General features: G+C 59.3%; 9 protein-coding genes. 4 read left to right on the top strand and 5 right to left on the bottom strand.

The window, feature by feature from the left end; genetic code table 11:
• Window positions 1-4: 4 nt before the first annotated feature.
• A complete protein-coding gene (locus ACFXS9_RS42520) occupies window positions 5-1,246 on the bottom strand; it encodes a glycosyltransferase (protein ID WP_392699562.1) in 1,242 nt (413 codons plus the stop codon).
• 1,897 nt (window positions 1,247-3,143) lie between these two features.
• Here ACFXS9_RS42520 and ACFXS9_RS42515 point away from each other — a divergent pair.
• On the top strand, window positions 3,144-3,344 hold the full coding sequence (locus ACFXS9_RS42515) for a CsbD family protein (RefSeq protein ID WP_108522348.1): 201 nt from the start codon (window positions 3,144-3,146) through the stop codon (window positions 3,342-3,344).
• Window positions 3,345-3,541: 197 nt separating this feature from the next.
• Here ACFXS9_RS42515 and ACFXS9_RS42510 read toward each other — a convergent pair whose 3' ends face one another.
• Complete coding sequence (locus ACFXS9_RS42510) at window positions 3,542-3,706, bottom strand: DUF3309 family protein (RefSeq protein ID WP_275186479.1); 165 nt, start codon at window positions 3,704-3,706, stop codon at window positions 3,542-3,544.
• A gap of 159 nt (window positions 3,707-3,865) precedes the next feature.
• Between ACFXS9_RS42510 and ACFXS9_RS42505 the strand changes: the two genes are divergently transcribed.
• Both ACFXS9_RS42505 and ACFXS9_RS42500 read left to right on the top strand, forming a co-directional pair.
• On the top strand, window positions 3,866-4,690 hold the full coding sequence (locus tag ACFXS9_RS42505; RefSeq protein ID WP_392699560.1) for a DUF1236 domain-containing protein: 825 nt from the start codon (window positions 3,866-3,868) through the stop codon (window positions 4,688-4,690).
• A 418-nt stretch (window positions 4,691-5,108) separates the two neighbouring features.
• Entirely contained in the window at window positions 5,109-6,710 is a 1,602-nt protein-coding gene (locus ACFXS9_RS42500) for an FAD-dependent oxidoreductase (protein WP_392699558.1), read from the top strand.
• Here the strand turns inward: ACFXS9_RS42500 and ACFXS9_RS42495 are convergent.
• Window positions 6,694-7,335 carry an NUDIX domain-containing protein gene (locus tag ACFXS9_RS42495; protein ID WP_392699556.1) on the bottom strand — a complete coding sequence of 214 codons (642 nt, stop codon included), beginning with the start codon at window positions 7,333-7,335 and terminating at the stop codon, window positions 6,694-6,696. The genes ACFXS9_RS42500 and ACFXS9_RS42495 overlap by 17 nt on opposite strands.
• A gap of 684 nt (window positions 7,336-8,019) precedes the next feature.
• Here ACFXS9_RS42495 and ACFXS9_RS42490 point away from each other — a divergent pair.
• The gene (locus ACFXS9_RS42490; protein WP_392699555.1) at window positions 8,020-11,322 is read left to right on the top strand and encodes an AAA family ATPase; all 3,303 of its coding nucleotides are present in this window, start codon (window positions 8,020-8,022) and stop codon (window positions 11,320-11,322) included.
• A 105-nt stretch (window positions 11,323-11,427) separates the two neighbouring features.
• Here ACFXS9_RS42490 and ACFXS9_RS42485 read toward each other — a convergent pair whose 3' ends face one another.
• Together ACFXS9_RS42485 and ACFXS9_RS42480 are read right to left on the bottom strand one after the other, a co-directional pair.
• The gene (locus ACFXS9_RS42485; RefSeq protein ID WP_392699553.1) at window positions 11,428-11,718 is read right to left on the bottom strand and encodes a hypothetical protein; all 291 of its coding nucleotides are present in this window, start codon (window positions 11,716-11,718) and stop codon (window positions 11,428-11,430) included.
• 7 nt (window positions 11,719-11,725) lie between these two features.
• On the bottom strand, window positions 11,726-11,962 hold the full coding sequence (locus ACFXS9_RS42480) for a hypothetical protein (RefSeq protein ID WP_392699551.1): 237 nt from the start codon (window positions 11,960-11,962) through the stop codon (window positions 11,726-11,728).
• Window positions 11,963-11,983: the final 21 nt, after the last annotated feature.

Raw genomic sequence — 11,983 nt, 5'->3', positions numbered from 1 at the left:
ACCGTCAAACCACCGGCCGTTCGTATTTGGACAGCAGGTCGAGCCAATCCTCTAATAGTCGGCTCATCAAGAAGTTCTGCCGCACGCTTTCTTTCGCACGCGCACCGAGCTCCTCCCGCAAGTTCGGATTCTTCAAGAGCTCGACCATTCTCGCCGCCGCCTGATCGGGCGTGCTCACCAGAAATCCGTTCCATCCGTCCTTGATCTGGTGCCGGATGCCTCCGACGTCGCCGCCGATGACGGCGGCGCCCTTCCACATTGCCTCGGCGACCGTGAGACCAAAGCCTTCGCGGATCGACTTCTGCAGGACCACGGCGGCAGAGCGCTGCAGTGCATTCACCAAGGTTGGATCGTCGACGCTGAGAACAATGATGCCTTCATCGGCGACGCTCTCGATCGTCTCGAGGATTTGTCCGCCCTCGGGATCGTCAGAGGCATTATTGCCGACGAGCACGAGCGTGCAGTCGACCTGCTCTCTCGCCTTGCGAAAAGCCTCAATCACGCCCATCGGGTCTTTCCACCGATCGAACCTGGAAATCTGCGTTACCAAGGGACGATCTGTCGGAATTTTGTAGTTGCCGAGGAATTCCCGTCTCTCGCGGTGGGACATCTCCCGGTTCTTCGCCGAGAACGGATCAATCGCCGGGGTGACGAAATGCTGACCGACCTGGAGATCCTGGCCGTATTCGGGCAGCGAAAAGATCGTTGCGTTATATTGCTCGATGAACTGGCGTAGATAGGTCCATACCGAGGCGTGTGGCGACGACAGATCGACGTGACATTGCCAGAGCCACGGCATTTCCCGATCGGAAAAATGCGTGATGAGCGGCAGAGGCTGAGGATCATGCACGATGACTGCGTCGCAGTCGTCAAGATGAAGCCGCGTGGCATTTTCGAACACGACCTCTTCGTAGATCGTCTTTTCAGCGTCGGAAAACTCCAGGCTGGTGCCCTGTAGCGTATTGTGCAGTTTCTTCGTGCAGCCAAAGAAGCCCGGCGTTCCCTGAATCAAATGCCAGTCGGTTTCGATGCCGGTCGCATTCATCATAAGCGTGAGCGGCGTGAGAAGTTCGGTGACGCCTCCGCCGTAGAATGTCGAACTGATATGGGCGACGCGCATCGTGCGCACCCGATCCGCCTTCGCCGCGATGCGCTCGACCGTCGCAGCGCCGATGAGCGGTTCGTACTGTTCGAGCGTATGAAGCCCGAGAGTGGACCGTTGAACGGCGGAGCTGAGCATAGACATCGAAGGGTCGCCCTTACAGTTCTCGAGCGCGGGAACGCGGCCTCGTCGGATTTTACAAACTCCGCAAACTTGCAACGGCACAGGAAAAGTTAATCAGCGCCCCTCCAGGACGCTTCTTCCATTTTTTCCCTTGCAATAAGTCTGGAAGCGCCAAGAAGTTTCTCCGGCTGGAGGTTGGTCGAGAAGTTGAACTAGATGAACATTTGTTCATCGCGCTTATTGGACGAGTAATGGAGCTGCTCGAAACGTGTTGATCCCGATCGCATGATACCTTGGCGCTCTCAGCTACTGTGGCGACTGAGGTGCGACCCGACCAAATCGAGCTCTGCCGTGGGGTGCATGCCGCTCGGCGAAACAATGCGCATGCTCAAATGCGATTGGGCACGACTCGATCGAAGTCGTGCCACCGCGATCCTGAATTGCACGGCGAGAACGAGCAGGCAGAGGATTTTCCGCGACCGCTCGACGGGCAGTCCTTAGTTGAATTCTGCGGGCGACCCTGACGTTTGTTTTCAGTCGATCCCGGGTCGCGCGAGCACCGCCCCCGACAGGTTCCAACGTGCGATATCTGTTGCCGCTGAACCTTGGACGTACCGGAAAAAATGGGAAACTTCCAAAGACAACGTGAGTTGCTGTCAAATCGGACGTGCCGATTTTCGGCATCCGGCTTTCCAACGGATCGCTGCAGGTCACGCGGCGGTGGGCCAGATGCACGCGGCGAAGCCGCAGCACGCCGAGGGTTCCCAGCGGTCACACTTGTTGGAGTTGGAGGATGGTAGATGAAGTTCTTCGAAAGGCGGTCGACACGGCTTGGACCGTCTATCTGGCGACGCATCGCGATGTCGACGTTGCGGACGGTCGACGATGCCTATTGGAGCGCCATTTGCGAGGGAGTTTGGAGGCCAGCCAAAGCGAGACTGAAGAACTCACGTGTTCTGGACTCGCCTATCTTGACCGGCTTCCCAGCGACGAATGATAAAGCGGTTAGAATTGCTGCTCGGACAGATAGCAGCAGGAAGCGCGAGACCGGATTGGACATTGCTCGCCCTTTCGTCGCTGCTATCAGCGACGCTGGTCCTGGCAATGCAATCCATTAGTAGATGAAGCCTTCGCTCGCGAGTTTCCGTGTGCGAATTAGGCAGCTCACGGGCTTCATCGTGAAGAGCGAGGAATAGGCCGACGCGGTCACCAACTCGCGCGATTGCACAGAAGGAAGTGCGCCAGCGTTTCGAAGAGCTCTTTTCACCGCATCGGATGGCGCGAGCCTATGAGAGCAGTTCGCGGCCGCTGTGCAACCGTGTGAGTGAAGATCGCGCCTGCAGGGGGTCGGGGGCCGACCGTTTGAATGTATTGGCTGGTTACCTGCGCCCGACCAGAAAACCGACCAAGAACGCTATAGTGACTGCGTGTAGGGGCGCTTCTTGAGTCCAACGCGCCAAGCGGTCGAGAGGCGCACCTGGGTGCCGGCCTGCTTCGACGGCGTCGGCGACGGACTGAGTGGTTTCCTTGACCCTCTGGGTAGCCGCCTGAACGGCCTCTTTGGCCTGGTCGAGCTTGTTTGCGCCATCGATACTTTCACCGATCATCTGAGCTCTCCACGGCAACGCGGAAGATCGACGCCTGGAACGGAGAATCGTTCCCAGACACCTGTTCGCACGACAGGGAAAATACTTGAGAAGATTTGAGCAGTCCCACCACAGCATCGTTCCATTAGCTACGCATGTAGGGCTGCATGTGCTCTCGCGCTTTAGTTCGGAGTTCGGAAAGCTCTGTGCTAAATTCAGGGCTTCTCCGGACGCACCCATTTCCCGCTTGCACGCCACTCCGCGGCTGCGACGAGTAGGAACGAGACGCTGGTCCAAGCGTTTGCGGATTCAGGCAAGCCGGAGGATCCATCATGGACTGGAACCGAATTGAAGGGAATTGGAACGAGGTCAAGGGCAAGGTCAAACAGAACTGGGCCAAACTGACGGATGATGACCTGACCGCCATCAACGGCCGGCGCGATGAGCTCGAAGGTCGGCTGCAAAAGCGCTACGGCTACGCCAAGGATCAAGCCCGTAAGGACGTGGACGATTGGTTTTCGACATTGCCCTGAACCTCACGTTTAGGACAAACTCAAACCGGTCGCTCTTCTTAAACTTAAACCGCCTTGCCACCCTGCGAGGCGGTTTTTTGCTGCAACCGGATTTGGCAGGCGCATACTCCAGGAACGACCGCAGCGGTCCTCTATAGTCCCTAACCGTGCAACCTGTTCGTGCCGGCAAACTGCAAAAGAGTTTGCCCGAAAACGATTCAGATTCTGCCCATCAGAATTAAAATCAGCAGGATAATAATTACGAGGCCCAATCCACCGCCGCCATAGTAGCCGGTCCCATAAAATGGGCCGCCGCCAATACCGCTAAAGCCACCCAACAAGGCAATCACCAAAATAATCAGGATGATTGTACTGATCGACATGGATCCTCTCCATTCCGCATGTGCGCAGAGTAGAAAGACAAGCCAAGGTTGGAACTGTTGTTCCAACACATGAGGCGGTCATGGGGACGCACCCGGAACGTCATAATCTCCTTTTCGTTAATTGCCGAGGGCAGTGCAAACTGTGGAGGAGAGGATTCCATGACTAAACGCTTTTTGATCTCGGTTGCTGCGGCGACCCTGATCGCTGGAACCGGTTTCGCCAATGCGCAGGGAGCAGGGATGGGCCGGGAATCGCCGTCGGGCGGTGCCGCAACCCAGCAGGGTGGCGCGACAGATCAGAAGTCCGACATGAAGTCCGAGCAGAAGGGCATGAAAGCCGAGGGCAAGGAAGACCGCGGCGGCATGAAGGCCGAACAAAAGGGTGATCGCGAGCAGACGACCGGCCAGGGCACGACCCAACGTGACCAAGGCCGTGATCAGAGCACGACACAAGGCCGCGAGCAGACCACGCCCCAGAAGGACCAGAAGGCCCAGGGCAAGGAAGACCGCGGCGGCATGAAGGCCGAACAAAAGGGTGATCGTGAGCAGACGACTGGCCAGCAACGTGACCAAGGCCGTGATCAGACCACGACCCAGAAGGACCAACCTACGACGCAGAAGGACCAGCCTGCGACGCAGAAGGACCAGAAGGCCCAGGGCAAGGAAGACCGCATGCAGACTGAGACGCAGGGCGGAGCCGCTACCACGACGGGCCAGGCTGGCGCCGCCGCGAAGCTCTCGACCGAGCAGCGCACCCAGATCACCAGCGCGATCAAGGAGACCCGCGTTCAGCCGGTGACGAACGTGAACTTCTCGATTTCGGTCGGCACTAAGGTACCGCGCGACGTGACCTTCCACACGCTGCCGGAACGAGTGGTGACGATCTATCCGGAATGGCGCAGGTACAAGTACATCCTCGTCAAGGAGCAGATCGTGATCGTCGATCCGAACACCTACGAGATCGTGGCGGTTCTGGAGGCCTAAATCCGACGGTTAACTGCGAGTCCAAGGCGGGCAGAAATGCCCGCCTTTCGCATGGGGGCATGCCTGCTCAAAACCCCGTATGTTGCCTCGCGGCTTCGATCTGAAGTTCATCCGTTACGATCAACAGATTGAAATTGTTCTGGACGCTGCACTTTGCAAGCTCCAACGCGATTTCCGTTGGAAGCGCCGGTTACGATGGCCCCACGGGCTATCGTCCGCGAACCCTTTCGGAATGGAAACGGCAAGGCTGCGACGTGTTCGTCTATTTCGACGACGACCAGAAAAGCGTGGCGCCGGCCCATGCCAGACGCTTGAGCGAGATGGCGGCCGGGCCCATGACGGCGGAACTAATAGGAACCAGTCGCCCGATCGGCCGTTTTGACATTCATGGTCATTGTCGACTGATCGGGTTTTCAGGATGGATCCTTTCATCGATCGGCGTAGCCAATCGCTTTGGATGGACATTGCAGTTGCCCCAAACGCGACACGGCTCCAGGGCAACAAGAAATGCGATGTTGTAATCATTGGCGCGGGTATTGCCGGGATTTCTACGGCCTATGAAGTTGCCCTCGGAGGCTCGCGCGTCATCGTGCTCGATCGTGGGAAGATCGCGGGCGGCATAACGGCACGCACCACTGCGCATCTGGCGCCGCTCTGCGATGATCTGACGTCCGCGATGATCGGTCTGCGCGGGGAGGACACATCCCGCCTGTTCTACGAGAGTCAGGCCGCAGCGGTGGATCGCATCGAGGAAATCCAGCAGCGGGAATCCATCGACTGCGATTTCCGACGCTTGGACGGCTTTCTGTTTCAGGCGCGCGACACCGATGCGAAGGTCATCGAGGATGAATTGGATGCGGTCCGCGCGATCGGCGCGCCCGTCCATCGGCTGGTCGGCGTTCCCCTCGCCCATTGCGCGCAGCAGCACGTACTGCGCTATCCGCGCCAAGGCACGTTTCATCCTCTGAAATATCTCAGGGGTCTTGTCGCGGTCGTCGAGACAAAGGGTGGCAGCTTCCACTGTGACACAGTCGTCGAACGGATCGAGGAGCACGACGGCGAGGTTGTTGTGACGGCCAGCGGCGGTACAGTCACTGCCCAAGCTGCGGTCGTGGCTACAAATGCTCCGATCGTCGATCGATTCGCGCTGCATACCAAAATGGCTCCCTATCGCACCTACGCGATGGCATTTTCGATCAGGAAGGGAGCTATCCCGGATGCGCTGTATTGGGACACGCTGGATCCCTACCACTACGTACGGCTGCAGCCCGGTGATGATCGAACCGATTTCCTCATCGTCGGCGGTGGCGACCACAAGAGCGGCGAAGCCGATGACGCCGAGGTCCGCTTTCGGGCCATTGAAGCCTGGACGCGCAATCTCATTCCAACCGCGCAAGACGTCACCCACCGGTGGTCGGGACAGGTCCTCGAGACCATCGATTACGCTGGCTTCATCGGCAGAAATCCGGGAAGCAACAAAATCTACGTGCATACCGGCGACTCTGGCCAAGGCATAACGCACGGCGTGGCGGGCGCCATGATCAACTCAGCGCTGATCGTGGGGCGGGAAACCAAATGGGCCGACGTGTATGAGCCCTCGCGCAAAACGCCCGCGATCAGCAACTTCCTGAGAGAGAACGTAACCGCCGTCAAGAACTTCGCCGAGTACCTCGCGCCGGGCGAGCTGGCCGATGTCAGCGACCTGAAAGCCGGGCACGGCGCCATCATCCGGCAGGGTACAAGCAAGATCGCAGCCTATCGTGACCCTTCCGGCGCGCTGTACGCCCGCTCCGCAGCCTGTACGCATGTGGGCTGCCACCTGCATTGGAATTCCTTCGAGATCTGCTGGGATTGCCCCTGCCACGGATCTCACTTCGCGATCGATGGAACACCGCTCAACGGTCCCGCCATCGGCTCGTTGGCTGAGGTAAGCATCGGGGCAGAACAACGCGGTGACGAAAAGCTGCACAGTGAACCTAGGAACCTCAATCCGTTCGGTAGTCTCAATCGCCTAACCTAGATCCACGGGTAGACACCCGACGTTGTGCTATACGCTCCTCGGGGCCTGCACGCGGGCGCTCAGATACTGAATGAGCACGACTGTTTTTCATCAATGATCTCGCCAATCGCAACCCTGTTCGCAGCGTTCTCCAGGGTCGTCTCGACCACCTCGATATCTTCCCCTCCTCCTTGATTCCGCCGCCTCCGCAAACTCTTTGTGCGGGCGAATAGGAGCAAGTGAAGAAGAAAATCTTCTCCATGATCGATGCAGGACTGACGTAGAGTTCGAACAATCGTTCGACCTCGACAATTCTGTAACCAAGCTCCTCTTCAATCTCTTTCCGGATTCGCTCTTCAGCTGTTGCACCGTCGAGCTTCCCGGCGCACGCTTCCAGCATGATCTCCTGTCCACCTTGAAGGAATATGGGCAGTCTCAATTGCCGGGTCAGCAATACCGTCTTGCGAGCCGGATCATAGGGAAGAACGACAGCAGGATTTCCACTATCGTAAATCTCGCGCTTGCGCTGCTGCTGTTCGCCATCGCGCCTGCGCTGGATATAACTGACGCTCATCAGCTTGCCTTTTTTGCTTTGCACGAGCGTCTCGATGTTTCGGATATGCACTCTTTCGCCGACCGTTCTCATGGCCAATAAACGCCGACGAGCAGGTTTCGATCCGGGCGGTACCTCTCTATCCGGAACGACAGACGCTGCTAGGCCCGCGCCCGGTAAGCCGGCCATACCACCGCCACGTCCGCAATGAAAACGTGACCGGCGGACGGGGGCTGCCTCTCGCATAGGCGCACGGCATGGATGCGGCGCCGACCTTTCCAACGCGAGCCACGCGATGCCGCGAAACAGTAAGTCATCGGATGCCTGCTCTATGGAAAGCAAACTGGGCTTCCTGAGCGGTCCAAAGAATCTTCATCGCGCATACTTTCCAGGCTCGTTAGAAGCTCGGGGAGATCGTCTGCAACGATGGAGCATCCAGCCTCCAGCAGCGCTTCCTTGGCGAATCCGCGGGGCAGCAAGGTGCAGCGTTAGAACGTCCTCCTCGGGCGATATCCGCACTTGTCACACCATAACCGTTGTGGACATCCGGGCAGAGTCCGCTCATCCACCGACAGCAGACACGCGTGGGCTGCAGCAGCATGTCCGTTTCGTGCCAGAACCGGACGTCGCGCAATCCTCTGTCGCCGGCTCATGGATCCGCCCAATTAGCCGCCAGCACTTTGGTCTCGTTACGCAACGCTGCCTGTTGCCGAAATCGGGCGTATACAGTTGTTCTTTCTTCGCCGTGGGTCTAAAATTCGGCCAACCGCCAACCAGATGTCGGTGGAGCCAATGCAGCAGGTTGCGGAGTGGCTCGAGAAGCTTGGCCTGGGGCAATACGCGCAGCGCTTCGCCGAGAACGACATTGATCCAAACGTTCTGCGCGATCTGACCGACCACGACCTCGAAAAAATCGGTGTCTCGCTCGGCCATCGCAGGAAGATATTGCGCGCGATTGCGGAACTCGATGAGGTCGGATCGAGACCCGCGCCTGCTCCTCGGGCCGAGGCCGAGAGACGTCAGCTCACGGTGATGTTCGCTGATCTTGTTGGCTCGACTGCGCTCTCGACAAGGCTCGACCCTGAGGACTTGCGGGAAATCATTGGCGCGTACCACCGCTGCTGTGCCGAGCAAATCGAGAAGTTTGGCGGTTTCGTTGCCAGATACATGGGCGACGGCGTGCTCGCATATTTCGGCTATCCGCGGGCGGATGAAGACGATGCTGAGCGCGCGATATATGCCGGGCTGGCATTGGTCGCGGCCGTGGCGGGACTCGATGCCGGTCCGCAGGCAAGATTGCGAGTGCGAGTTGGCATTGCCACCGGTTTGGTGGTCATCGGGGAGGGCGAGTCGCAGGAGCACGATGTCGTCGGTGAGACTCCGAATCTGGCCTCGCGGCTTCAGGCGCTGGCCGAGCCGGATACGGTGGTCATCGACGGCAGCACCCGCCGCCTCGTCGGTGGACTCTTCGAGTATCTCGCTCTCGGGAGCGTGCTCATCACAGGCTTCAGCGCCCTGGTGCCGGTCTGGCGAGTCATCGGTGCGAGCGCGATCGATAGCCGCTTCGAGGCCTTGCACGTAGCCAGGACGCCCCTGCTCGGCCGCGACGAGGAGATCGAGCTGTTGATGCGCCGATGGCAGCAGATAAAACGCGGCGATGGCTCGGTCGTGCTGATATCGGGTGAACCCGGCATCGGCAAATCGCGCCTCGCCGAGACCGTGGTGGAGCGGCTGAGCGATGATCCACACATCCGCTTGCGCCGTTTCTGCTCGCCGCACCATCAGGACAGCGCGCTTTTCCCGACCATCTCACAGCTCGAGCGGGCAGCGGGATTCCGGCGTGACGATACGGACCAGCAACGGTTGGACAAGCTCGAGGCGTTGCTCGGCGAGGCAAGCGCGGACCTCGGCGAGGCGGTCCCGCTGATCGCGGACCTGCTGTCCGTGCCGATCGGCAATCGCTATCCACCGCTCAGCCTCTCTCCGCAGAAGCGCAAGGAGGAGACGCTTCGGGCCCTCCTGGCCCAGCTCAAGGGACTGGCGGCGCGCCAGCCCGTGCTGATGGTGTTCGAGGATGTGCACTGGATCGACCCCACCTCGCTCGACCTGTTGGACCTCATCGTCGAACAAGTGGCCACCCTCCCGGTCTTGTTGATCATCACTTTCCGGCCAGAATTCGCGCCGGTCTGGATCGGGCGCTCTCACGTCACATTGCTCAGCCTCAACCGCTTGCCGCCGTGGCACCGTGCCGAGATGATCGCGCACGTAACCGGCGGCAAGACATTGCCCAAGGAGATTGCCGATCAGATCATCGATCGCACCGATGGCGTGCCGTTATTCATCGAGGAGCTGACCAAGTCGGTGATCGAGAGCGAAGGGATGACCGATGCCGGACAGCATGTCGCGATCCCAACGACGCTGCAGGCCTCACTTCTAGCCCGGCTCGATCGATTGGCGCCAACGCGAGAAGTGGCGCAGATCGCTGCGACGCTCGGGCGTCAGTTTTCCCACGAACTGATCAGCGCAGTAGCCGACATGTCGCCACCACGGCTGGAGGACGCTTTGGAGCAGCTCATCCGCGCGGAGCTGTTATTCCGACGCGGTACGCCGCCTGATGCGAACTACACCTTCAAGCACGCGCTGGTGCAGGACGCCGCCTACAGCACCTTGCTGCGCATGAGGCGGCAGCAACTGCATGGCCGCATTGCAAGCACGCTGGAACGCCAGTTCCCGGAGATCGCAGTGGCTCAGCCTGAGCTTATGGCCCATCATTGCGCCAGCGCTGGATTGACTGAAAAGGCCATCGAGTATTGGGAGAAGGCTGGGCATTTGGCCATCCAGCGTTCGACAATGGTCGAGGCCGCCGCCCACTTTGGCAAGGCACTCAAGCTGCTCGGCAGCCTGCCGACAAGTCCGGAGCGTCGATCCAATGAACGCTCACTTCAGCTTGCGCTCGCCGGGGCTATCACGGCAGCCAAGGGATGGGCCTCGCTGGAGGCCGGTGAAGCCTATGCCCGTGCCCGCGAATTGTGCCGCGATGCGCCGGAGGGAGCACAGGTTGCGAGCGCCTGGGCCGGCGCCCTCGCATACCTACTCAATAGCGCGGAGATCCGTGCCAGTCATGAACTGGCAAACGAACTGCTTCGGCTTTCTCAAAGCCGAAATGACAGCGACACTAAGCTGATAGCGCACCGGTACCTTGGTGTCAGCCTTGTGTGGTGTGGCGAATTCAGCCGTGCGCTCCCCCATCTGCGACGGTCGCTCGAGCTCTATGACCCAGCGGCGCACCGACCTCCAAACCTGACGCCTCACGATGGGCGCGTTGTCTGCGAGTGCTTCGTCGCCTGGACACATCTGCTGCTGGGAGAGCCGGATCAAGCGCTGGCCGAGAGCCGATGCGCGCTCGCTTGGGCACGCGAGCTGTCGCATCCTTATACATTGGCGGTCGCCCTGCACAACAACTCTATCTTTCACCAACTTCGCCGCGACGCGGCTATTCTTCAGGAACGAGCCGAGGAACTGGTGGCGATCGCTACCGAGCATGGCTTTCCCCTCTTCGTGGGATCAGGGACGTGTTTCCGAGCATGGGCCATACTCGAGATGGGAGGATCCATCGAGGAGGCCATCAGCACGATACAGTGGGGCTTGGCGGCCAAGCGGGCGACCGGTGAAGAGCTCATGGTGCCTTACTATTACGGTCTTCTGGCGGAAGCGCACCGGAGAGCGAACCGGATTGCTGACGGCACGAGTCTGTTAAATGAAGCGCTGGAGCTGGTCGAGCGGACCGATGAACGATGGTACGAGGCAGAGCTCTATCGCCTCATGGCGGAGGCGATGATCGCTAGGTCCGATCGACACAATGCGGAACGATGGCTGCGCCGCGCGCTTCAAACAGCGCAGAAGCAGGGCGCGAGGTTCTGGGAATTGCGCGCCGCCACCAGCGCTGCCCGACTCTGGCGCGATCAAGGCATGCGCACCGAAGCTCGTAACCTGCTGGCGCCAATCTACGGCTGTTTCACGCAGAGGTTCGATATCACCGACGTCAAAGAGGCCGCCGCCCTACTCGCCGAGTTGGCCTAGAAAAAGTACGGAGATCTGCGACTTCTGCTCCGGGTCAAAAGGCGAAGTTTCTTCGTGATCAGCGCGTGTCTGCTTTCGCCCCCAAAGCGGACACAGACTTCACACCTAACTGCGGGACTTCCGCCATCCTGCCGCGCGCGCATCTGCCTCGGAGCAAAACCATCGCTCGCCTGAGAACCAGTTAATCCGCGTTTGAGCGTAATACTCCTGCCCCGGTGTGTGATAGATGCGCTCGCCCGTGTTCTTGCTGATGTTGCCCTTGATGGAACAGCCGACGAGGATTGGCCCGAACTCCGTCGCAGCGATGATGCCGCTGACGGCTGCCAATCCGATCATCATTGGGATCATGGGGTGTACCGCTGGGTTGGTGCGCTTTAGGGCGGACATCGTTTGCATGGCGCTTTCAGCTCATGACTTGGTTCGAAAGAATAAAAAATGCGCAATAGATGATCGCGAGTAGCGCGCCTATCACCAAACACTGAAACGCAATCACGAACCAGAACAGCGATGGGCTCTCGTATCTCAACAGCACTACGCCCATGCCCATTTGTACTTCCATCGTCCTCAAACTGTTGAACAGCTTGCACAACATCAACGCGAACGCGAGGAAGACGGGAAGGAGCATCGTGAGCACATGCATCGTCGCGTTCTCTCCTCGATC

Origin of the sequence: Bradyrhizobium sp. RDI18, assembly GCF_043203335.1 — a bacterium.
Lineage (GTDB): Bacteria > Pseudomonadota > Alphaproteobacteria > Rhizobiales > Xanthobacteraceae > Bradyrhizobium > Bradyrhizobium retamae.
Note: the sequence above shows the minus strand (reverse complement) of the source record. Positions and strands in the feature narration are given on the sequence as shown.